Source organism: Oceanobacillus chungangensis, from assembly GCF_003369565.1.
In the GTDB taxonomy this organism is placed as follows: Bacteria; Bacillota; Bacilli; order Bacillales; family Amphibacillaceae; genus Oceanobacillus; species Oceanobacillus chungangensis.
Genome location: NZ_PIOD01000008.1, coordinates 152,342 through 175,759, shown reverse-complemented (window position 1 = coordinate 175,759; position 23,418 = coordinate 152,342). Strand labels below are relative to the sequence as shown.

General features: G+C 38.8%; 21 protein-coding genes and 1 riboswitch. Of the genes, 4 read left to right on the top strand and 17 right to left on the bottom strand.

Annotation, left to right across the window (positions count from 1 at the left end):
• The 10 genes from CWR45_RS09100 to CWR45_RS09055 form a co-directional block, all read right to left on the bottom strand.
• Complete coding sequence (locus CWR45_RS09100; protein ID WP_115749552.1) at positions 1 to 1,026, bottom strand: 3-oxoacyl-ACP synthase; 1,026 nt, start codon at positions 1,024 to 1,026, stop codon at positions 1 to 3.
• Positions 1,004 to 2,050, bottom strand: a complete 1,047-nt coding sequence (locus tag CWR45_RS09095) for a branched-chain amino acid ABC transporter permease (protein ID WP_115749551.1) — start codon at positions 2,048 to 2,050, stop codon at positions 1,004 to 1,006. Before CWR45_RS09095 ends, CWR45_RS09100 begins: the two co-directional genes overlap by 23 nt.
• A gap of 6 nt (positions 2,051 to 2,056) precedes the next feature.
• Positions 2,057 to 2,917: a branched-chain amino acid ABC transporter permease gene (locus tag CWR45_RS09090; protein ID WP_115749550.1), complete on the bottom strand. Its 861-nt coding sequence runs from the start codon at positions 2,915 to 2,917 to the stop codon at positions 2,057 to 2,059.
• A gap of 12 nt (positions 2,918 to 2,929) precedes the next feature.
• A complete protein-coding gene (locus CWR45_RS09085) occupies positions 2,930 to 3,637 on the bottom strand; it encodes an ABC transporter ATP-binding protein (protein WP_115749549.1) in 708 nt (235 codons plus the stop codon).
• Positions 3,621 to 4,388, bottom strand: a complete 768-nt coding sequence (locus CWR45_RS09080) for an ABC transporter ATP-binding protein (RefSeq protein ID WP_115749548.1) — start codon at positions 4,386 to 4,388, stop codon at positions 3,621 to 3,623. The genes CWR45_RS09085 and CWR45_RS09080 overlap by 17 nt, the downstream gene beginning before the upstream one ends.
• Before the next feature lie 146 nt (positions 4,389 to 4,534).
• Positions 4,535 to 5,791: a substrate-binding domain-containing protein gene (locus tag CWR45_RS09075; protein WP_115749547.1), complete on the bottom strand. Its 1,257-nt coding sequence runs from the start codon at positions 5,789 to 5,791 to the stop codon at positions 4,535 to 4,537.
• A 79-nt stretch (positions 5,792 to 5,870) separates the two neighbouring features.
• Entirely contained in the window at positions 5,871 to 6,869 is a 999-nt protein-coding gene (locus tag CWR45_RS09070; RefSeq protein WP_115749546.1) for a 3-oxoacyl-ACP synthase, read from the bottom strand.
• Positions 6,866 to 7,279 carry a MaoC family dehydratase gene (locus CWR45_RS09065; RefSeq protein WP_115749545.1) on the bottom strand — a complete coding sequence of 138 codons (414 nt, stop codon included), beginning with the start codon at positions 7,277 to 7,279 and terminating at the stop codon, positions 6,866 to 6,868. The genes CWR45_RS09070 and CWR45_RS09065 overlap by 4 nt, the downstream gene beginning before the upstream one ends.
• A 150-nt stretch (positions 7,280 to 7,429) precedes the next feature.
• The gene (gene menE, locus CWR45_RS09060) at positions 7,430 to 8,956 is read right to left on the bottom strand and encodes an o-succinylbenzoate--CoA ligase (RefSeq protein ID WP_115749544.1); all 1,527 of its coding nucleotides are present in this window, start codon (positions 8,954 to 8,956) and stop codon (positions 7,430 to 7,432) included.
• Positions 8,957 to 9,562 (bottom strand): TetR/AcrR family transcriptional regulator, encoded by a 606-nt coding sequence (locus CWR45_RS09055; protein WP_115749543.1) that lies wholly within the window; start codon positions 9,560 to 9,562, stop codon positions 8,957 to 8,959.
• A gap of 711 nt (positions 9,563 to 10,273) precedes the next feature.
• Between CWR45_RS09055 and CWR45_RS09050 the strand changes: the two genes are divergently transcribed.
• Positions 10,274 to 11,254: an aldo/keto reductase gene (locus CWR45_RS09050; protein WP_115749542.1), complete on the top strand. Its 981-nt coding sequence runs from the start codon at positions 10,274 to 10,276 to the stop codon at positions 11,252 to 11,254.
• A gap of 139 nt (positions 11,255 to 11,393) precedes the next feature.
• On the opposite strand, the gene CWR45_RS09045 is transcribed toward CWR45_RS09050, so the two are convergent.
• Positions 11,394 to 14,648, bottom strand: coding sequence for an AfsR/SARP family transcriptional regulator (locus tag CWR45_RS09045; protein WP_115749541.1), 3,255 nt, complete (start codon positions 14,646 to 14,648; stop codon positions 11,394 to 11,396).
• Between the two features lie 111 nt (positions 14,649 to 14,759).
• The gene (locus CWR45_RS09040; protein WP_115749540.1) at positions 14,760 to 15,356 is read right to left on the bottom strand and encodes a DUF2179 domain-containing protein; all 597 of its coding nucleotides are present in this window, start codon (positions 15,354 to 15,356) and stop codon (positions 14,760 to 14,762) included.
• 254 nt (positions 15,357 to 15,610) lie between these two features.
• Between CWR45_RS09040 and CWR45_RS09035 the strand changes: the two genes are divergently transcribed.
• The gene (locus tag CWR45_RS09035; RefSeq protein ID WP_115749539.1) at positions 15,611 to 16,045 is read left to right on the top strand and encodes an Hsp20/alpha crystallin family protein; all 435 of its coding nucleotides are present in this window, start codon (positions 15,611 to 15,613) and stop codon (positions 16,043 to 16,045) included.
• Positions 16,046 to 16,101: 56 nt separating this feature from the next.
• On the opposite strand, the gene CWR45_RS09030 is transcribed toward CWR45_RS09035, so the two are convergent.
• Complete coding sequence (locus CWR45_RS09030; RefSeq protein WP_115749538.1) at positions 16,102 to 16,653, bottom strand: MOSC domain-containing protein; 552 nt, start codon at positions 16,651 to 16,653, stop codon at positions 16,102 to 16,104.
• A gap of 79 nt (positions 16,654 to 16,732) precedes the next feature.
• Between CWR45_RS09030 and msrA the strand changes: the two genes are divergently transcribed.
• Positions 16,733 to 17,260, top strand: a complete 528-nt coding sequence (gene msrA, locus CWR45_RS09025) for a peptide-methionine (S)-S-oxide reductase MsrA (RefSeq protein ID WP_115749537.1) — start codon at positions 16,733 to 16,735, stop codon at positions 17,258 to 17,260.
• A gap of 349 nt (positions 17,261 to 17,609) precedes the next feature.
• Here the strand turns inward: msrA and CWR45_RS09020 are convergent, their stop codons facing one another.
• Positions 17,610 to 18,320, bottom strand: coding sequence for a gamma-glutamyl-gamma-aminobutyrate hydrolase family protein (locus tag CWR45_RS09020; RefSeq protein ID WP_115749536.1), 711 nt, complete (start codon positions 18,318 to 18,320; stop codon positions 17,610 to 17,612).
• A 212-nt stretch (positions 18,321 to 18,532) separates the two neighbouring features.
• Between CWR45_RS09020 and CWR45_RS09015 the strand changes: the two genes are divergently transcribed.
• The gene (locus CWR45_RS09015; protein WP_115749535.1) at positions 18,533 to 19,705 is read left to right on the top strand and encodes an MFS transporter; all 1,173 of its coding nucleotides are present in this window, start codon (positions 18,533 to 18,535) and stop codon (positions 19,703 to 19,705) included.
• 493 nt (positions 19,706 to 20,198) lie between these two features.
• Here the strand turns inward: CWR45_RS09015 and CWR45_RS09010 are convergent, their stop codons facing one another.
• The 3 genes from CWR45_RS09010 to CWR45_RS09000 all read right to left on the bottom strand — a co-directional run bounded on the left by CWR45_RS09010 (position 20,199) and on the right by CWR45_RS09000 (position 23,385).
• Positions 20,199 to 21,503: an NCS2 family permease gene (locus tag CWR45_RS09010; protein ID WP_115749534.1), complete on the bottom strand. Its 1,305-nt coding sequence runs from the start codon at positions 21,501 to 21,503 to the stop codon at positions 20,199 to 20,201.
• A gap of 117 nt (positions 21,504 to 21,620) precedes the next feature.
• Positions 21,621 to 21,721, bottom strand: a riboswitch (purine riboswitch).
• A 146-nt stretch (positions 21,722 to 21,867) separates the two neighbouring features.
• Complete coding sequence (locus CWR45_RS09005; protein ID WP_115749533.1) at positions 21,868 to 22,122, bottom strand: hypothetical protein; 255 nt, start codon at positions 22,120 to 22,122, stop codon at positions 21,868 to 21,870.
• Between the two features lie 255 nt (positions 22,123 to 22,377).
• Entirely contained in the window at positions 22,378 to 23,385 is a 1,008-nt protein-coding gene (locus tag CWR45_RS09000) for an LLM class flavin-dependent oxidoreductase (RefSeq protein WP_115749532.1), read from the bottom strand.
• Positions 23,386 to 23,418: the final 33 nt, after the last annotated feature.

Here is a 23,418-nt window from a genome sequence, read left to right as displayed (position 1 = left end):
TTACATAACCTCCTTATTTTTCCCCCATCTAATCACATTCGCTCCCCATGCATAGCCAATCCCAGCAGAAACGAGAACAACGATCGAACCATCCTTCAATTTCCCTTGCTGCTCTGCTAATTCAAGTGAAAGAATTTGATCAATTTGTCCGATATGACCATAGTCTTCTAAATAGATTGATTTATCATGGGATACGCCTAGTTGATCTAGTACGTAATGATGTGCAGAACGCTTCATATGTAGGAGCGCAACATAGTCAATATCCTTTTTTGAATAGCCGCTTTTCGCTAATGCCTTTTCAATACAACTAATAAAATTTTTCATTGATTTTTCTTCTAGTCTTTGTTTCATTCCTGTTGGATCTAATACATCGAACTGATAGAGCCCAGCTGCTAATGTATCTTGTGTAATTGGACTTTTCGTCCCACCTGTTGGGATAACAACATCTTCGGAAAACGATCCATCCGTCATCAGATGCGTTCCGAGCAGCTGATTTCGCTCGTAACCCTTTTGCAGAATAATTGCTCCTCCACCAGCTCCAAGATTAAACATGAAACGAGTATTAGGATTTTGGTAATTGATAAAATCAACATTGCGATAACCACCAGCGAGCAGCACCGTATTGATTTCATCATCCGCTGTCATCATGTCTTTTGCAAGCTTCAAGGCCATAATCGTCGTTCCACAGCGAAGCGCCGTATCAAAAGCCCAAGCATTCTCCGCACCAATCTCATGCTGTAATTTAATTCCTGCAGTCCAAAGAGGATACTCTTTATGTTCTTCACCAATATAAATCACAAGGTCAATTGCTTTCGGATCAATTCCTGCTTTATCAATTGCTTTTTTTGCAGCATCAATCCCCATTAATGCCGTATGATCCTTATCCTCTGGCAATGTTTTCTCCTTTATTCCCATTTTTTCTTCGACAACATGTAGGGGAAGACTTGCAGCTGAAGCCAATTCATTGGAAGACATCCGTTTTTCAGGTAGGTAAATTCCTGTACTAACCATTCCGATAGAGCTCATCCTCATCTTCCTTCCTGCCTTCGTCTAGTTTTCTACGGGGATTTTGCTGCTTTTTCTTTTGGTAATTCTGTCGATTGAAGAACTTCTTTTGGATTGTACCGACGATACCAAGCGGGAAAAAGATAACGACGAGAATATAGACAATCCCATATAAGATAATCCAACGCTCGAAGATCCAATGAACATCTGCCAAACTCGATAGCCAATGATGGGCAAATTCTACTAATCCTGCACCAATGATTGGTCCAATTAAAGTTCCAACTCCGCCGATAATAGTCATTAAAAGTACATCAATCGTCATATCTGTAGCAAAAACGCTCGTATTTACGAAACGTAGGGAAATAGAATAGAGTACTCCAGCAAAACTAGCAACTACCCCTGCAACGACACTAGCAATTACCTTATAATGAACAATCTTATAGCCTAACGATTCCGTTCGTTTTTCATTCTCTCGTATCGCCATTAACACCCGCCCAAACGGTGATTTCGTCAAGCGTCTAAGTCCAAAGAAAATCAGCACGAGCGACAGAAGGCAAAGCATATATAAACTCTGTGAATCACGGAGAATTTCTGGCAGACTGAAGGTAAATCCATCATTACCACCAGTTAAAGACCGCCACTTCTCAGCTCCAACCAAGAATAAACCCGCAAGTGCTAAAGTGAGCATCGCATAAAAATGGCTTTTTAATCTTAGTGTCAGCATACCGACGATTAAGCTCACAATTGCGGCCAAGATGATGGCAATAATAATTGCCAAAATAAACGATAGAATTGTCGAATCAAACCGGTTCATTACAATTGCAGTTGAATAGGCTCCAATTCCAAAAAACATTACATGTCCAAAAGAAATGATTCCTGTATAACCTAATAAAATGTCATAACTCATTGCGAAAATCGCGAAAATGAAAAACTGAATGATAATAAATTGCATACTTCTACCTGTTACGATGAACGGAACAATTACTAACAACAAACTAATAGCAAGATAGATCCATGTACTTTTTTCAACTTTTGCTAGGTTCATATTTTTTCACCCCTTCGCCTTAAACAGGCCTTGTGGTCTAAAGATGAGTACGACGGTCATTAATAACATATTGACTGCAAGTGAAAGTGCTGGGACATAGTATGCCATGAATGCTTGCGCTATACCTACTAAGATTGCTGCAAATAATGATCCAGAAAAGCTCCCCATACCGCCGATTACAACTACTATAAAGGCTAAAATTGAAAATTCCAGCCCCATTTCTGCATAGATCACACCAGAGTATGGGGCATGAAGCATCCCACTAAGGGCAGCCAGTGCAGCGCCAACCATGAAAACCAACATGAAAACAAGTCGGATATTAATTCCAAGTGATTGGACCATTTCTTTATTCATCACACCTGCACGAACAATCAATCCGATCCGAGTTCGTTTTAATATGAACATCGAAACAAAGTAAACGAGCAAGCCCAAAATGATAATGAATAGGCGATACTTGATAAAAATGACGTCACCAACATAAAAACTCCCTTGCAGGAACGCTGGGGGAGAAACTGCTATTTGATTCGGTCCAAAGACAACTTTAATAAATTCCTGCAGCACGAGCATGAACCCTAAAGTGATTAAGATTTGTTGAATGTGATTGCCGTATACGGGTCGAATGATTAACTTTTCCGTAATAAGTCCGAGTAATAATCCAGTTACAATCGCAACAATAATCCCGATGATAAAGCTGCCACTTAACTGGTAGCTCCACACACCGGTATAGGCACCCCATATAAATAATCCTCCATGGGCAAAGTTCAGTACACTCATTAGGCCAAAGATTAGTGTTAATCCAGCTGCAAGGAGGAAAATTAACATGCCTGTCGCGAGCCCATTAATAACTAACGTACTTATTAAATCCATGTAACTTCCCCCCTAAGAAATACCGAGATATTTTTTCATTAATACCTTATCTTCTTTTAGTTCATCCATTTGCCCACTATGAACGGTCCTGCCGTCATCAATAATGTAAAATTTTTTTCCAATCTTACTTGCCATTAAAAAATTCTGTTCGACTAATAAAATTGTTGTTTGCTCTTTCATTTGTTGGATGGATTCGGTTACTTTATCAACAATAATTGGTGCTAGACCCTTACTTGGCTCATCAATGAGAAGGAGTTCATTTTCATTAACATATGCCCGGGCAATTGCTAACATTTGTTTTTGACCACCACTAAGTGCGCCTCCAGGCTTTTTCCAAAACTTTTTTAAATCTGGAAATAGGTCGAGCACCCATTCCATCCGTTTCGTTGTTTGCTCATCCTCTTTCTTCATGGCGACTCTCATATTTTCACCTACTGTTAACTCACCGAAAATTCCTTGCTCCTCTGGCACGAATCCAATTCCCTTGTTTGCAATTCGATGTGTCAGCAAATTGCCGATTTCCTCACCTTGAAAGTTAATCGAACCTTTCGACACCTTGTTCAGTCCCATAATCGTTCTTAATGTCGTCGTTTTCCCTGCACCATTTCTCCCAAGCAATACCGTAACTTCTCCTTTTGGGACTTCGAATGAGATGTCATGTAAAATATGAAACTTCTGGATAAACGCCTCTACCTGATTTAATCTAAGTAAGCTGCTCATCATATTGACCTCCCAAATACGCGGATTGAACGGTTTCATTTTCAATCATTTCTTCAGGCGTTCCCTGTGCAATTAATTCGCCATGAAATAATACAAGCACCTCGTCAGACATCCCCAAGATCATATCCATCTTGTGTTCGATTAGAACAATCGTCCGATCTTCCTGACCTTTAATTTTCTTAATGACATCAATGATCGCTGGAACTTCTTCTAAAGACATGCCTGCTGTCGGCTCATCGAGCAGCAAAATCTCTGTCTCTAAAGCTAGAAGCATTGCAATCTCTAATTTACGCTTTTCTCCATGGGCTAGATTAACTGCAAGTGAATTAGCCTTATCATCGAGAAAAACGAGTTCCAATAATTCGTTTGCTTTTTCTTTAAATTGCTTATAATGGTTAAAGTGAGCTAGCATTTGATATCGAACATTCGCTTGCGATTGCACCGCTAAGCGAACATTTTCATGCACGGTTAGATTGGGGAATACATTCGTAATTTGAAAGGATCTACCAATTCCTAAGCGGGTCCGATTAGTAGTAGACAGTTTCGTAATGTCTCTTCCCTTGAAATAGATTGTTCCATGTGTTGGCGTTAGCTGCCCGCTAAGCAGGTTAAAAAAAGTGGTCTTTCCTGCTCCATTTGGTCCAATAATAGAGGTGAATTTTTTCTCCGTTATTTTTACAGATACACCATTTACTGCAACATGTCCGCCAAAGGCAATCGATAAGTCTTTCGTCTCTAATATCGCTTCCACATTCTTCCTCCTTTGCAACTTTACAACCTTACACGTTAAAACGATGGGCTATGCCACGCCTTCTTCATGTGACAGAGCTGCCTACATTTTTGCAGATAGGAAAGCATTATACTCTCCTATCTGCCATGAGTATTATCCTGATTCTCTTATTGATTCATAATTGGCGGTGCCGTTTCTTCTGGCGTTAGCGCACGTTTTAATACCGGAACTGGATAGTCAAATTCATCGCTTTCTTCCAAGGTCACAGAATACATTTCTTGAAGCGCCTGATGGTCCTCCTCACGGAATGTCATCGTTCCCTTCGGCGTTTCAAAGCTCATCCCCTCCATTGTTTCGATTAATGTATCTGTATTTGTGTCACCGTCTGTTTGTTTTAGTGCTTCAACAATAGCAAGTGCGGCACTCATCCCACCAGCAGTGAATAGATCTGGAACTGCACCATCATATTTACTTTTATGCTGCTCTACTAACCAGTCATTCACTTCATTATCCGGAAGTGTATGATAATACAATGTAAACCCTTCCATTCCCGTTAACGCAGTCATTGTTGGCAGTGTTGCAATATCTGCTACCCCCGTTGTCACTTTAATTCCGTGATCCTCTACTTTCATGTCAACAATTTGATTCCAAGGGGTATTTGCTCCTGCCCATACTACATAAAGATAATCTGGTTTCTTTTCAATGATCTTCTGGATATTTGCTGTAAAATCTGTTGCAGCTTGATCTGCATATTCTTCATGCACAAGCTCTGCACCTAATGATTCTGCTGCACTAATGAATGCCTTCGCACCATCATGTCCGAATGAATAATCGGGTGCAAGTGTTGCGATTTTTACTCCCTCGCCAGCTACCGCTGCAGCTGCCGCAAATGCATCCTGTGATGAGTTTCTTGCAGTTCGGAAAACATAATCATTGTATTCTGATCCCGTAATACTATCTGCTGCCGCTGGTTCAACGACGATAATCTTCTCATATTCCTCAGCAAGTGGCGTGACAGCTAACGTGTCACCTGAACTTGAAGAGCCAACAAGAAAATCAACTTCTTCATCTTCAAGCAAGCTGATTGCCGCTTGTCTTGCTACCGTTGGATCTGTTTCTGTATCTTTAAAAATATATTCAATTTTCTTCCCAGCAACTTCCATCGTTCCATCTGTTGCATATTCTATTCCTAGCTCAAATCCTTTTTTCGTCTGATCGCCATAAGACTCAAGCGCACCTGTTAATGATGCAAGGACACCAATTTTAATTGTCTCCCCTGTTTCTGCAGTTGCTTCTTCTGACTCATTTGAACTGCTCGTGTTATCCTCTGAATCCCCTGATGTACTATCGCTATCACTACATGCTGCTAAAATTCCAAACACGAATAATGCAAGAAGTATACTTAATACACGAAATAACTTCATTTCATTTTGCCCCCTTAATTTCTGAATATTTTACTAAGGCAATCATATATTTTAGTAGTTACAAGGAAGTTACAAGACCTTATCCGAACCATCGTATCGCAGTTGCTGCCCATGTGTAGCCTGTTCCAGCAGAGACTAGTACAGCAATGTCTCCTCTTTCAAGTACGCTATTTTTCTCAGCAAGGTGCAGACCATAGCATGGATCCAGTGCAGACATATGCCCGTGATGTGTTAAGTAAATCGCTTGTTCCTCTTTTATCCCAACGTTTTCACACAGCGACTTAAACATTGATTTTTTCGTATGAAGCGGCAAAAGCAGCTTTAAATGTTCAAGTCCTAATCCACTCTTTTCAAGAGATTGATTGATTACTTTAGTAAAATTTGGAATTGATACGGGGTCGAGCCGCTCCTTCATATTGATTGGATTGGGCACATCTATAAACTGCATGTTCTCTTCCACGACTTTTCTACTCACTGGATTTACTGATCCCCCACCAGGGACAAGTACTTCTTGACTAAATGAACCATCTGTAATAATCGATGAGCCTAGTATTTCGCTCTTTGTCGCCTGCCTCGTAATCAGTGCTGCCGCTCCGCCGTCCGCAAAATTGAACATAAATCGTGAGCGGGGATTTTCATAATTGATAAGCATTGATTCCTTTGAGCCACCAACAAGTAGGATATTGTTTAGCTCCTCATCTGAACGAAGCATGTCTTTCGCTACTTTTACCGCTAGCGGAAAACAAGAGCTAACATTCATCATTTCAAATGCATATGCATTAAACGTTCCTAACTCATACTGTATTTTCGAAGATGCCGTCCAAACCTGATAATCTTTGAAAGGGCTACCAAAGTAAATAACTACATCAATTGTCATTGGATCTATTTCCTGTAAAATCTTTTTCCCAGCAGCAATTGCTAAATCAGATGCGTGCTCTCGGTCAGTGGCAATTCGTTTTTCATAGAGACCAAATTTCTCAATAATGACGTGCTCTGGAATCGCAGTTTTACGCGCTAGTTCTGCTGCTGTTTCTATTCTTTCCGGTTCATAAATACTAGTTGCCTGAATTCCTATCATCTACTATTCTCCTTCTTCGGTAGTTTCATGACACCTTCACCATCTAATACGATGTTTCCCGCTTGATTGACACATGTCGTTTTCAACGTTAACATTCGATTTTCTTTATCTATTTTAATCACTTCTGCCTGTGCTGTAATCGTGTCACCGATATAAACTGGCTTTGTAAAATACAAGGTTTGTGAAACATAGATAGATCCAGGTCCAGGCAAATGCATGCCTAATAATCTCGAAAGGAAGCTTGCAGTTAGCAGACCATGGCTAATCCTTTCACCAAAAAAAGTTTGTTTTGCGTATTCCTTATCAACATGGATTGGGTTATAATCACCACTTAATCCAGCGAATAAGATAAAATCTGTCTCTGTCACGGTTCTGGTAAAACTAGCGGACTGACCAATTGTGAATTCCATTTGATACACCTCCCAAATAAAGTGAAACTTCATTCGTTGGGGATTTTCTGCATCCTCCACTAATGTAAGTTGAACGAATCGGACTTTTACTTTCCGTTAATCCCCCATTTACAATTCGTTAATTCATTTCGAATTCTTGAAATGGGGTCGTTACTGCCGGTTGCGGGATAAATTACTTTCCTTCTCTAGTGACTTCATTTGAAATTCCAAAATCCTAGACTTATCAATCTTCCCTGTCGCATTTTTAGGAAGCTCATCAAGGATGAAGATATTCTTTGGGATTTTGTATTTTGCTAATCTTTTCTGACAATAGCTTTTTATTTCTTCTTCACTTTTCGTACTGCCATTATTTAATGAGAGATATGCAACGGGAATTTCTCCCCATTTTTCATCTGTGATTCCAATGACAGCAACCTCATTTATTTCTGGTAACTCGTTTATAACTTGCTCAACTTCTAGTGGATAAATATTTTCTCCACCAGAAATGATCATGTCCTTCTTCCTTCCAGCAACGTAGATAAACCCGTCTTCATCCTCCCTCATCAAGTCCCCAGAGTGGAACCAGCCATCACGAATTGCTTCCTTTGTTTTGTCTGGTAGTCCCCAATATTCTTTCATAACGTTCGGTCCTTTTATGAGCAACTCACCGATTTCACCCTTTTTAACTGGCAGCCCTGCTTGATCGACAATTTTAATATCGCAAAACATGGCTGGCTTCCCAATTGAACCAACTTTATACTTGTAATCCTCTCTAGAGAGCATGAAGATCGTTGGAGCTGTCTCTGTCATCCCCATTCCCTGCCCAAATGGCAGTCCGCGCGCTAAATATTGATTGATTAACTCTTTCGGACATGGGGCACCTCCACTGTAGAACCACCTGACCGACTGAAAATTTGCCGTATCAAAATTAGGGTTCTTGCGGATTGCTTCATGGATTGTTGGCACGCCCATCACAATCGTTACACCATACTCCTCGATGATGTTAATTGCCTTGGCCGAATCAAATTTCTTCGGAATAATGACGGTTCCACCCGTAAGTAGTGTTGGAAAGGCAAATAATCCAATCCCACCAATATGAAATAAAGGCAAAAGAACGATTGTATTGTCCATTGATGTAATATCAAGGGCATATTGACAATTTATCGCATTCCAGAACATATTCTCCTGCGTTAGTACAGCTCCTTTTGGTCTCCCTGTTGTCCCAGATGTGTAACAAATAATATAAGCATCGTTTGCTGCATCAACCGCAACGTGTCTCACATTTTTTTCAGTAGCTTTTCCTATCTTTTCCATTAAGTAAGCGTTTACAAAATAAACATGATTACATATTTCCCGATACAATTCAGATGTTTCTGTCTCGAAGAGAATCGTCTTTGCACCACTATCGTTGATTTGAAATGCCAATTCTGTAGCAGTGAGACGAATATTTAACGGAACAGCAACCAATCCTAGCTGCGCAATTGCAAAATAGCTAATCATATATTCCGCACTATTTTGCGAAAGGATTGCGACCCGATCTCCCTTTTTTAATTGGCATTCATTTTGCAAAAAGGCAGCCATATTATTGACCTTGCTTGAAAGCATCTCATACGTATCTTCGCTTCTCTCTGTAATTAACGCCATTCGATTAGGAGTAATATCCGCTCGTTTATGAATCCAATATGCAATCTGCTCCAATTATTTCACCTCACTTAAGTTTATACCACGAAAGATTACTTGCATCGCTTCCTCAAAAACTTCTTCAGGCACTGCTTGATCTTCCCAAAGCACCCAGCGCATTCCGATAAACTGTCCAACCCCCATCAAGCAATAAGCGACGGTTTCTGGATTGAGTGGCTTACATTCCCTCTTATCTACAGCCATCTCAATAGACTTGATAAACCCAGCAGCTATTTTCTCGTAATACCAGCGATACAATTCCTTGTCCACCAATACTGATTGCTGTACGATACTATATAAATTACGGTGACTTAACACCCATTCAAAAAATGCAAGAAATCCCGCCCGCTGCCTATCATAGAAACTCGTCTCCACCTCCATTGCTACTTTAATTTCATAGCGCAGGCTCGAACTTAGCTGACGCACTAGTTCATCATAAATAGATTTTTTGGTAGGGAAATAATTATAATATGTCCCTTGAGCAACACCAGCCTTCACGGTTATATCAACAATCGATGTTTCAAAATATCCCTTTTCTCCAAATATTTCTTCTGCAGTATCCAAAATCTTCTGCCTCGTTTTCATTCCCTTAGAAGTTAATTGCGTTTCCTTTGAAACTGACATATGAATCACCTCTCAGTTTTAAATTATATATAATAGTTTGAAGATTAGCAATGACTATTTAGATATTTTTTTAGATTGGTAGATTGCTCTCTTTCTAAAAGACAGAGAGCAGTTAAAGCCAAATAAAGTTGTACCGTTTTATCCCTTTTGGATTTTTTATCAAAAGTGGCGTTTCATTGTAAAAGGACTTACTTTAGGTGTAAACTGAAATTATATAATTAGTTTAAATAATATATGTATTCGTAAAAGTCCAAGTACTGGGAGGGATACTATGAAAAAGGAAAATTAAGGAATTTAGAAGTAGTTCTAGAAAAATCGAACGAATTAAAGAAAGCCTCGGTGCATCTGACGTAATTTTAACAAATGAAGAATTTGAGAAAATTGAATCACAGTTGTCAAAAATAAAGATTCACGGAAATAGAACAGATGAACATATTGCTAAGTTAAGATCTTATAATATTAAGTAGCTGAGGATAAGGTTTATCTTTCATGATAAAAGCTTGCTTATCAATGATGTTGGTCTTGATTTGTTTTAAGTAACGCTCTGTATACTAGAAGCACTTGCAGAATTTTTTCTGGATTTGTAGTGGTAAAAGCATGGACTGCAGCTGAACTGCTCAACCTGATTTGCAATCAATAAAAAACCTTTTCAATATAATGAATTTAGTTATTGAATTAATAACAATATATTTAAAAATGAGGATGATTAACATGGAATATGTAAAACTTGGTAACACAGGCTTAGATGTATCTCGACTATGTCTGGGGTGTATGGGTTTTGGGGATGCTAGCAAATGGATTCATAAATGGGTACTTAATGAAGCAGAATCTCGACCCGTAATAAAAAAAGCACTCGAGTTGGGAATTAACTTTTTTGATACGGCAAATGTGTACTCTCTCGGTACAAGTGAGGAATACCTTGGACGAGCTCTTAAGGAATATGCGAATCGTGACGAAGTTGTAGTAGCGACTAAATTACACGGACAAATGCATGAGGGTCCAAACGGATCTGGACTTTCCAGAAAAGCAATTATGAGTGAAATCGATAAAAGTCTTATGAGGTTGGAAACTGATTATATAGACCTTTATATTATCCACCGTTGGGATTACAATACCCCTATCGAAGAAACGATGGAAGCATTACATGATGTTGTGAAATCTGGTAAGGCAAGATACATTGGTGCCTCGTCCATGTATGCATGGCAGTTCCAAAAAGCATTACATGTAGCCGAGAAAAATGGTTGGACTAAGTTTGTATCAATGCAGAATCATTTAAACCTCATTTACCGTGAAGAGGAGCGAGAAATGTTACCACTTTGTAAGGATGAAGGAATTGGTGTAACACCCTATAGCCCGCTCGCATCAGGAAGATTGACGCGTGATTGGTCGGAATCAACTTATCGTTCAGAAACCGATCAAGTTCAAAAGTCTAAATATGATGGGACCGCTGATGCTGATCAATTGGTTGTAGAACGGGTTGCAGCTATCGCAGAGAAATATGGTGTCCCGCGTAGCCATATCGCACTCGCCTGGTTGTTACAGAAAGAACCAGTAACCTCTCCTATTATCGGGGCGACAAAAATCTCTCATCTCGAAGATGCTGCTGGTGCTCTAACAGTTAAGTTAACAACTGAAGAAGTTGCATTTCTAGAAGAGCCATATGTACCACACCAAATAGTTGGACATAATTAAATGAAGGTAATACCGTTGCAAGGAGTTAGTAACATAGCTATAGAAAAAGTGATTTTTCCACCTAAAGTAACGATAAATGGCGATACTTCAACATGAAGTATAATAGATAATCCCCCTCGATCCAATAAATTAAGGGGGATCATCTATACGAATCCAATTCCTCAGACTCCATAATCAAACGATACATGTCCTTTGTCGATTCCATCGGTCCAACGCCAAGCTCGTCTGCAAGTACATTCAAGCATTTCTCATACCATTTTATTGCTTGTGGACGATTGTTGTTCTGATAATAATGGTACATTATTAGGCGATAAGCCTCTTCCCATGTGTTATCAATTGATAATATCCGCTCACACCAATGCATACATAAATTAAAATCCGCGAGTCGCACTGCAACTTGTGCGAGCTTTTCGGCTCCCCGTAAAAATATAAGCTGCAGCCTTTCTCGCTCATGGGTACACCAGCTAACGAACCGGAGATCTGCCAAATAATCACCTTGATAGAGTTTCAAGCCTTTTTCAAGTAATTCCTTTGCCCGCTTGCTGTCCTTCTCCCTCAGGCCTTTCGCAATCAACTCCTCAAACTGCATACTATCAAGCTCAAAACCTGCATTAGGATTTATTCCATAACTGCTCCCTTTTCTTAAAATAAAAAACGATTCTTCCCTCGCCTTTCTATGTGGTTCTATCGCCTTGTATAATGCATTCAGTGCGACCTTAAAGTTTTTATTAGCCGCATTTTCATCCTGTTCAGGCCATAAGGATTGGAAGATTTCTTCTTTTACTAATAATTTATTGCGATTAGTAAGGAATAACTCAAATAACTCCTTTGCTTTCTCACGTTGCCATTGTTGCGGCTCGATTTGTTTCGTCCCAATCCATACATTTAGTCGCCCTAGCGTATGAATAACCATCGTATAACCTGGATGATTTTTCATCGTAGCATCAAGTCCAAGTTCATAAAGTAATCGACTTAGATAAGTAGGCTTTATATCTAGCTGTTTTGCTTTTAATAACATTGGAATAATATTTTGCATATCAATTGGTCCAAAGGTTGTTCGCTTTTTCAAAAAAAATTCATATTCCTCTGTTTGGATTGCTCCAAGAAAAGTCCCCATTTCCTGCTCAAATCTAGCCATCAGCCCTTGTTCATAGGAAATATATGCAGACCAGAAGGAGGCCACCATCAGCCCATAGCGATCCCCACATATGGACAATTCTGATTCAACCAGTTTTATGATTTCTGCTGCTTTATCATAATGTTGTTGATAAACTTCCGTAATTCCAATTGATAATTTAATGAGCGCACTAAGCCAGCGATCCTTCACTTTTTCCGTTTCTATTAACCCACTGCTCGCATGTTTCATCGCCTGTTCAAACACTTGGTTCTTTCCATTAAGCAGGGAAAGCCCCATATATGGCTCTGCTTTTCCCCTGGAAACGTTGATCTTTTCCATTATTTCTAATGCCGTCTCATAACATTGTGCAGCAAGCTTCGTATCGTATCGATCAAGTAATTGCACCCCATGTCCCAACCGCATCCAGCCACAAGCCTCGACAAACGGAGATTGTATCGATAATCCTAATTGAATTCCACTTTCAGCAAATTTTTTACTTTCTTCAGCATTGCCCATGAATGCTTCAATAATTGACAGAATAATATCGGTTTCCCGATGAGATTGTGAAAGATGCCTTCTGTTCACTTCCCCAGCATCACGTTTATATAAAAGTAATATTTCCTTTGCTTTTGCTAGTCTTCCGGTACGTAAATAAATTCGCGATTGCAAATTGCTTTCTTCCAGCGGTAAGTTTAGCTTTTTGGCACGGTCATACCAAGCCTCTGCCTTCTTTGCTTGTCCAGAATTTAATAAGTTTTCCGCCATAAGAACGTATAACTTCGCCATTTCTTCTTTGCTGGCAGCAGACTGTCCCCGTAACTGGATTGCCTGATTGACATAGCGCTCTGCCATATCTGGCTGAATCGTATCAAGGTATATGCGTGCCATTCCCTCTAAAGCGAGACTCGTTAAATAATCACCTTCACGATTTTCTTTCGGCTGCAGGTTAATAATCGTTTCATAGTTTGCAATCGCTTGGTCATAAAGCGAACGGTAACGCTCAATCTCTCCTTGATAAAAGTATAAAACCGGATACTGCTGTTTATTCTCATTTGGCAGGGCTAAAAGTAAATCATACAATGTTTGCAGCCTTCCAGATTGAAGAATTGTTAAACCATGCTTATTCAGCAAAAGGGCAAACTTATTATAATCACCTGCTTTCTCATAGTGATATAGTGCAGCTTCATTATCATCTTGTTTTTCAAAATGTTGTGCTGCTCGAATATGCAAGTCTATGAATTCGTTTTCATAATTTCTCATTAAATGATTTTCCAAAAAAGTCTTGAATAATGCATGATAATGAAAATGATGATAATCTCCTTCAACAATAAATAAATTCTGTTCAACTAAACCATGTAGAATTTCTCCAGATCCTTGAATTTGTAATACAGAATCACATACTTTTGGCGACAATACATCGAGCACACTGGACTGCATTAAAAACTGTTGAATAATCAACGATTGCTTTGACAATACTTCCGCCGCTAAGTAATCAAATAAATCCCTTAAAGACCGCTTTTGATTTTGCATAATCGCCTTCATGGTCGTCCCTGTATTGATTTGTTGTACGAGCATATTAAAAGCAATTGCCCAGCCCTCTGTTAGTTGATACATTCTGCTTACTTCTTCCTTCGTTATGTTTACTTCATATTTTTCTTCCAGCATATACGCCATCTCATCAGGGGATAGAACTAAGTCTAAATAAGAAATTTCCAACAAATCACCTTGTCCTTTTAGTTTAGGAAGAACTTCCCATTTAGGCCGCTTCCTACTCGATACAATTAGATGGAGATTCACTGGAATATGTTCGAATAAAAATAACATCCACTTTTCGATTTCACTGGAATTTAACACATGATGAAAATCATCTAAAACGATTGTCAATTCATCTTCACATGTTAGAGCATCATTTACAAAAGAAGTTGCTAAAGAATAAATTTCCTCGGTAGTAATATAGTTCTCTTGACGCTCCAATTCATGTTGGATTGTCCGGCCAAATTCAGGATACTTTTGCCGAATCGCATGAATTAATTTGGTTAGAAAAGGCATTAAATCATCGTCATTTTGCGAAATAGAGTACCAGCATGCTTTATTATTATTATCATGTAAAAACAACGCTAATGCTGTACTTTTTCCATATCCTGCCCCAGCATATAGTAATGTTAATGGATAGTTTGATATAGTCATTAATTTCTTATTCAACTTACTTCTTTGGATGAACCGATTTCTGACTGGGGGCGGGGCTAACTGGCTTTGAATGATTGGGATATACCTCATTCACTATCTCTCCCTGTAACTATCTTAATTTTCTACCATTTTATCATGTAATTCGGGAAAATATTACCTTTATGCTTTTTCTTAATTGAAAGAAAGAACAGATCAATAGATCTATTCCTTCTTAGTACTTTCACTATTCTCTTGCTTGTCCTTAACCTTTTTCTTCGGATGCATTAATTTCCCTTTACGCACTTGTTTCACCCAGAACCCACCGTGAATCCGCTTCGGTTCATAGGAAATAATAAATGCTTTTGGATCGATTTCTTGAATCGTTTGATATAGTCTTAACTCGTATCTTCGAGGTGTTAATATTTCCATTGATAGGCGGTCTCCGTCCATCCCGTAAGAAGACCAGCTCGTAACACCATATCCTTTTTCGCGGATTTTCTTAGTGAATTTCAAGTCTGGGTTGCTAGAAACAACGTTTACGGTGATGTAGCCTAATGCAAGTTTTTCTTCTATAAATGAACCAATGATTAATCCCGTTCCAAAACCTAAAGCATATGCAATCAGATTCTGAACTTCATTTAAGTTATCTAACACGAGACCTAAACCGACGATGTAAACGGTGATCTCAAACAGACTTACAAATGCAGCAATATATGTGCGTCCTTTTAATGTCAATATCATTCTCACTGTCGACAGTGAGACGTACACAACATTGACGGCAAAAATAATCATTACCATTACTAAAGCATTACTTAACAATCTGATTCCTCCTTAGGTATGTTCCCTATTAGCATACAGCAAATAGATAAGAGTTGAAAAGAAAACAATGAAATCATATTCCATTCTTATCTTGATTTGTCACTAAAATGCTTTCATTAAAGCTCTAAGTACCCCAAGTCTATAAAAAACAATTTTCCAATATGGTTCACCAAATTTTCTATCTGGGCATATCGTATAGAAGCTAGCGTTAGGTTTCAGTTACACTTTTTACTGACATAACACGAGGTGATCATATGGATCAATTTAAGCAAATGACTGATTGGAAAAAGAATCTCGACAAATTTTTTGGGGAGAACTTTTGGAATGAATTCGATGGGATCATCAAGCCAACAATTCCACAAATCAATATGTATCAAACGGAAAATGAAATAATGTGTATTGTAAATATACCCGGTTTGAATGATTTGAATCAGCTTAATATTTACGTTGACTATGCGACATTGGAACTTCGAGGAACGATTGATCTTCAACATGCGAGTGGCTCCGTTATTAAAGAAGAGATTCTGCAAGGAGTTTTCGAACGGGAAATTTCACTACCCTTCCCTGTCCGCGCTGATAAAATTAAAGCAACCTATAAAAATGGACTTACTTTTATCCAGCTTCACCGTTTGATTTCCGATACGAGTCGAAAAAATAAAATAAATGTCCGATTATTGGAAGATGAATAAATTAGTTTCAATGAAAGTCACCTGCTGACAAGAAATGCAGGTGACTCTTTTTAAATCTAAAATCCACGTAATCTCTTTTTCAAAGCTCGTTTCCATCGGTTACTTAACAGACTGCAAGATGCTAGATCATCTGCTGTGCGAAGATCGTCCTTAAAAACATGCATGACCTCGTTGCAAGCTGTAATCGACCACTCCGGATATGGCCGCTCAATTAATTCCATATCTGATCCCGCTTTAACGCCGCCCTCTTTGAGCACGCGATAATACCAGCCAGTTTTCAGTCCTATTTTTGCTGGCAGATTTCCAATAGAACCTGGTTCGGAAACTTGAATGATTGCATCACCAATTCGATAAGAATCACCAATAAATACATGGTATTCATCCATTTCTAATACAGAAAAATTCTCACCAAGTTCACCTGGCTCCATTACATTACCTTCTATTTCATCATTCCAATGCGTATAATGCTTAATTGGATAAGCCAATACCGCCCTATCTGAATCCAAGCTTTCTTCCTTTGCAAATCCAGATTTGCCAATCCAGATTTCATTGTCACTGTCCTGCACTACTTCATTAATAAATATTTTATGTACATACGGTTCATCCATTATCCATGCCCCTTACTTCTATGGTATATTATCTTTATTCTACTAAAAATATTACTTATTTGAAACGGAGGCGCTTCAATTGTCAAACACGAATAAAGCTACTTTTGCTGGAGGATGCTTCTGGTGTATGGTAAAACCATTTGACCAATGGGATGGGGTTCATCGTGTAATTTCCGGATATACTGGGGGGAAATTAGAGAATCCTACATATGAAGAGGTAAAAAAAGGAGACACCGGCCACTATGAGGCGGTTCAAATTACCTTTGACCCAGCAATTATAAAGTATGAAACGATTCTGGATCTATACTGGAAACAAATCGACCCAACTGACGATGGCGGGCAATTCCAGGACCGAGGCGATCAATATCGCGCTGCAGTCTTTTATCATGATGAACAACAACTAGAAATCGCCGCTGCTTCCAAGCAAGCCCTCGAACAGAGTGGGAAATTTTCTAAACCAATTGTAACCGAAATTCTACCTGCCGTTACATTTTATCCTGCTGAAGATTACCATCAGGACTTTTATAAAAAGAGCGCAAAGGAATATGAAGAAGATCGCGCAAAGTCTGGGAGAGATGAATTCATTGCCAAGGTATGGAAGAAGTAATCTGCGGCAGCAGAGTATCATCTAAGGTCATAAAGCTATATTAGATGTAGGGCTTCTTTACAGCTGTCTTTAACTTGGGTGGAGCTCTAATGTGCTGCCTTGGAGCGCTTGGAGACATGAGTGGAGCCCTCATGTGCTGCCTTGGAGCGCTTGGAGACACGAGTGGAGCTCTCATGTGTCGACATGGAGCGCTTGGCGACATGAGTGGAGCTCTCTCGTGTCGACATGGAGCGCTTGGAGACACGGTGGGAGCTCTCATGTGTCGACATGAAGCGCTTGGCGACACGGCGGGAGCTCTCGTGTATCGACATGGAGCGCTCATAATTTATTCTGCTGTGTTCTCCTTAGTTTATTTACCGCATGCCTCAATAAACCCTCGATAGATCTTCACCGATGCATCATTCCCATCAGCTACCATTGCTTCTGGATGCCATTGCACACCTAATACAAATGGATGTTTCGTACTCTCTACCGCTTCAATAACACTATCACTTGCATATCCACTTATTTGAAAACCAGTTGGAACAGAGCGGTTTGCTTGATGATGATAGCTATTCACACGCAACTTCTGAGAGCCAGTAAGCTGATGTAATAAGGATCCTTCAAGTACATCGACAAAATGAGAGCCATATCCCCGCGGCGCTTTTTGCGAATGCTGCAATAGATTACGATCAATTTGCTCGTAAATATCCTGATACATATCGCCACCCGCGGCAATATTTAAGATTTGTGCACCCCTACATACTCCAAGTATTGGCTTCTTTAATTCTAGCATTTTCTTCGTCAGCGCAATTTCGAATTGGTCACGAGCAGGAATAATCGTCCCAAGCTTTGGATGGGGCTCTTCACCAAATAAGGTAGGATCTATATCATCCCCTCCAGTTGCATACAGTCCGTCGATTTCATTTGCAATTTGCTCCAGATCTTCATCTAATGATAGGTATGGCAGTATAACAGGTATCCCACCAGCTTGTAATATTGCTTTTACATTATCATTCATCACCGAATACCTAATTTGACTTACTTCCATTGATGGAGTAACTCCAACTATTGGCTTCATCATCAATCTCCTCACTATCAGAATAATTAGGATCAACCAGCATTACATTTACTTAATTAATGTTTATAAAATTCCCTATATTGAATGTATCCCAATTTCATATGCAATATCAACGTATTTATATTTTATGTAAATTACAATTACAAAGCGCAGAAAAAATGGTATATTGTACTAATAATATTATGGGATGTTATTAGTTTGGAGAGAATATTTTGTCTAAAAGCCGTTCTTTAATTCCTTTGAAATCTTTATTTATTAGTTATCATGCTTCAAATACCATTTTGATAAGCTTCTTACCACTTTATTTACAATTTAAAGGATTAAATGGTACAGAGATTGGCTGGGTGCTCGCAGTAGAATCGTTTGCATCCATACTCGCACCGCCATTTTGGGGATATCTAAGCGACAAGTATAAAACAATCAAAAAAATATTATTCATTTGTGTAATTGGGCTACTGATTGGAAGTACCTTCTTTTTCCAAATGAATACATTGCCAACCATTTTATTGATGGGCGCAATATTTTACTTTTTCGCATCACCAGTCGGCGGTCTATCGGATAGCTTCGCACAACGAAGAGCTAATGAACTGAACGTATCTTTCGGTTCTATCCGAATGTGGGGGTCTGTTGGTTTTGCAATCTCCTCACTAATTGTCGGTGAAGTGCTTGCTAGATTCGGCATTCAATATATGGTTTGGCCATATTTAATTTTTGGGATGATGGCATTATGCATCCTCTTCCCACTAAAGGATGTAACGGTTGAATCTGAACCTATTAATTTTAAAGACGTACGTAAAATTGTTACAAACAAACCGTTTCTTCTATTTTTATCAGTAATTATTTTCATCACAATTACACACCGAATCAATGACTATTTCATGGCATTATACATAACTGAACTCGGTGGAAGTGAAGAATTAGTAGGGCAAGCTTGGTTTGTTGGAGTTATCGCAGAAGCAGCAGTCTTTGCACTCGCAAGATTTTGGTTTAAAAAATATCGGACATTAATCTTTATTATTATTGCATCGATAATTTATACGATCCGCTGGTTCCTTTACGGGATTGCAGAGGATCCAATGCATGTTATCGCGCTCCAATTCTTACATGGATTAACCTTTGGAGTATTCTACACCGCTTCATTTGAATATGTAACTAGATTAATTCCTAAAACGCTCCAGTCAACCGGTCACCTCGTATTTTTCTCGGTGTACTTCGGACTTTCTGGTGTGATTGGTTCCCTAGTTGGCGGTGGAATCATGGAAGCATTTGGCGGAAGCACATTGTATGTCACGATGGGATGGCTAACAGCAATAGGCACAGTGTTGCTTATCCTCTATCATATGTTGCCATATGGGAAAGAAAATATTGTCCGGGAAATGGAATAAGCGAAAGGGAACTTTTACACTGTGTAGAAGTTCCCTTTTATTATTTATTGTTAAAATCATTCCGAATGGTTTGTTGTTATTTATATAAAGTGCAACTAACTTAGGATGATATTTGCGTCTTGGGCCGTCGCTCCAGAAATACACTACGCACACCTTAGGGGAGCTGGTGAGCCTTCTTGTGCTGTCGCACTTCGATGTCTCACCTAGGCTCTTCTTCCCGCAGGAGTCTTCGTGTATTTCTTCCGCTGAAGATAGAGTGGAATCTAGAAACAAAAAAATGTCAAACCCACTAACTATCAACGTTGATTTTAGCAATATACACGGGACTCATGTGTAAATTGCAACGACTGTCTAGGATTGAGACAAAGTTGTCACTTGTTCGCACTTTATATCAACTGTTCATTATCGTCCATCAATTAGTAGGATAAAGATTAAGGCAGCTAGCAAATAAATAAAGGTCTGGAACACAAATAATGCTCCAGACCTTTCAACATTAACCTAAGAATATAAAGTACAAAATAAATATTACTGCTAAAGCGTACATTATTGGATGTACTTCTTTTGCCTTCCCTTTTACAAGCATCGTAATCGGATAGAAGATAAAGCCAACTGCAATACCCGTTGCAATACTATATGTCAACGGCATCATCAATACAATAAAGAATGCAGGTACAGCAACTTCAAACTGATCCCATTCAATATTCTTCAATTGAGAAGCCATCAATACACCTACAATAATTAATGCTGGTGCTGTTACCTCAGCCGTGACAATGCTCAATAGTGGTGAGAAGAATAGCGCGAGAAGGAAACATCCTGCTGCAACTACAGCAGTAAAACCTGATTTTCCGCCTACACCAACACCTGCAGTTGATTCTACATAAGAAGTCGTACTAGATGTACCAAGAATGGCACCGATAACAGACCCAGAAGAATCCGATACAAGGGCACGTCCGGCACGCGGTAACTTCCCGTCCTTCATAATGCCAGCTTGTGATGCAACTGCAACAAGGGTCCCAGCAGTATCAAAGAAATCAACGAACATCAACGTTAAAATAACAACTAACATATCCATCGTAAATATATTTCCCAAATTAAGGAAGGCTTGCCCAAATGTAGGTGCGAGGCTTGGGACTCCACCGACAATATCACCAAGACCTGTTGGAAGAGCAATCAATCCAAAGATCATTCCTACAATGACGGAAATAATCATTCCATAAAAAATACCTGCTTTAATACCATAAGTTAATAAAATTACAGAAATAATTAGTCCAAAAATAGCTAATAAAACAGTTGGCGATGTAAGATCGCCAATTCCGACCAATGTTGCATCATTATTCACGACAATTCCAGCACTTTGTAAACCAACAAATGCGATAAACAATCCAATTCCTGCACCAACCGCAAGTTTTAAGTTCGATGGAATTGCATCGATAATTTTTTCACGAATTCTTGTTAAAGTTAGAATAACTAGAATAACACCTGAAACTAAAACACCAGATAGAGCTGTTTCCCACGGAATACCAAGACCAATAACAACAGCAAATGTGAAGAAAGCATTAAGTCCCATACCTGGTGCAAGCACTACTGGATATTTCGCAACAAGCCCCATAATTAATGTACCAATAGCTGCTGCAAGTGCTGTTGCTGTAAAGACAGCACCCTTATCCATTCCTGCTTCTCCGAGTGTTGCTGGATTAACAAATAAAATATATGCCATTGCTAAGAATGTAGTAATCCCCGCGATTGTTTCTGTTCTAAAATTTGTACCTAGTTCCTCAAACTGAAAATATTTCTTCATTACGTTTCCTCCTCTTATAGAATGCAAAAAGCACTCTATGGATTTCCATGAGTGCTACGTAACTACGAATTCAGAAAATGTAATAAGATGATTTGTGTATAAACTACAACCAATCATACAAACTAACATCTGCTGCGTAGTCAGACCGTTTACGGTGGTCTGGTAGAAACTCTGGGCCATATTCCCGAAATTATACGCCTTTTATTTAAAATACATTAATATACTACTAAGGGTTTCTAATATTGTCAATAAAATACGAACAAAAAAATGTAAATTTTACTTAACGTTCGATATTAATTATATAAAAAATGTAAATTGGACCTAAAATTAACAAATGAAACGGATATTTTAAAATTTTATCAGGTTAGAAATCATTAAATTTTTTTCTTACCTTCTGTCGAAACTTAAAGCCAAATCGATTAGTATATACCTCATTTTTGGCAAGAAGTTTATATGCATCTACGATATTGGATAAATGAGTAAAAATATAGATGCCGACTGCAATCAACCCAATACAAATCGGATAATAAGGTGTTAAAAAAGCAGCGGAAATAACTTTTTTCCTTACTAATCCAATTGGTAAAAAACCAACTGCAAATAATCCGAATCCTGTTATCATAAAAACCGCGTATTTTTTCTTGATACGTTCATATCTTATGTTAAGCTCTTGGAGAAACTTAATTACTATCTATATTTTTAAAAAACATTGTTATTGTTTCTACCATGCATAAGTTGCGCATTGTCAACTTATGGTTGCAATCATGTTATATAGTGCAGGTTAATGGTATTTTAAAGAAACACCATCCCACAGTAATTTACTGTGAGACAGTGTATCGTGGCCTGATTACATTATCCTTCTCATCAACTCTCAAATTTAATTAAATGTGTCAGCCAATAATTCAATCGCTTTTTTGCGGGCTTCTACACCCGGTATAAGTGGTACTAACAATAATTCATCGGCCTGAAATTGCTTTATCAATTCATTTAATTGTACTGTAACATTTTCAATATCGCCAATTACCATTCGGGTCCGATTAGCTTGAATTATTGTTCTTTCCTCTTTTGTATACTGATAATGGCGAGCTGTTTCAACCGATGGAAATTCATTCAACTTACCAAAGTTATCAGTGCCGAGTAGCCAAAGATCTAAGGATTCCGCGTATTCTTCCGCTTGCTCATTTGTTTCAGCAACAACAACAAATGGTGCGATGGATACTTTCGGTTCTGGCATGAAAAGTGAAGGTCTAAATTCATCACGATAAGTCTTTGCTGCTTGGATGCCGATATTCAATTTATCAATGCCAGCAAGCGGGAATAAGCCAAAAGTATAGCCTATTCCTAACTTAGCCGCCATTTTGGCATTTTTGACACTAGTTGATAATAACCACATCTGTGGAACGGTTGTAATAACTGGATTAGCAGCAATACCATGGAAGCGGTGATTTCCGTCTACTTGGTCACTTAAATATTTGGTTAAATCAACAATACTCTGTTCATAATTGAGCTTACTCTTTTTATTCTCATTCAACGTCTGATTCACAAGGGGTGTTCCAATCGTATTACCCAACCCTAAATCAATTCGATTAGAATGAAAAGCTTCGAGAACCCGAAAATTCTCTGCTACTTTATAAGGACTGTAATGAGGGAGCATCACGCCGCCCGAACCGATACGAATACGCTTCGTTGCATCCGCTAAACGCATAATAATCAATTCAGGGGAACTGCTGGCAAAAGCAGGAACATTATGGTGTTCTGCCATCCAGAATCGTTCATAGCCTAGCGACTCTGCTAATTGGACTAGAGTTATCGTATTCTGCAAAGCTTCTTGGGCACTCGATCCTTCATCAATTTGAGCGTAATCTAGAATCCCTAATTTAACCAATTTTATCCTTCTTTCTATATCTCATGGTGCTGC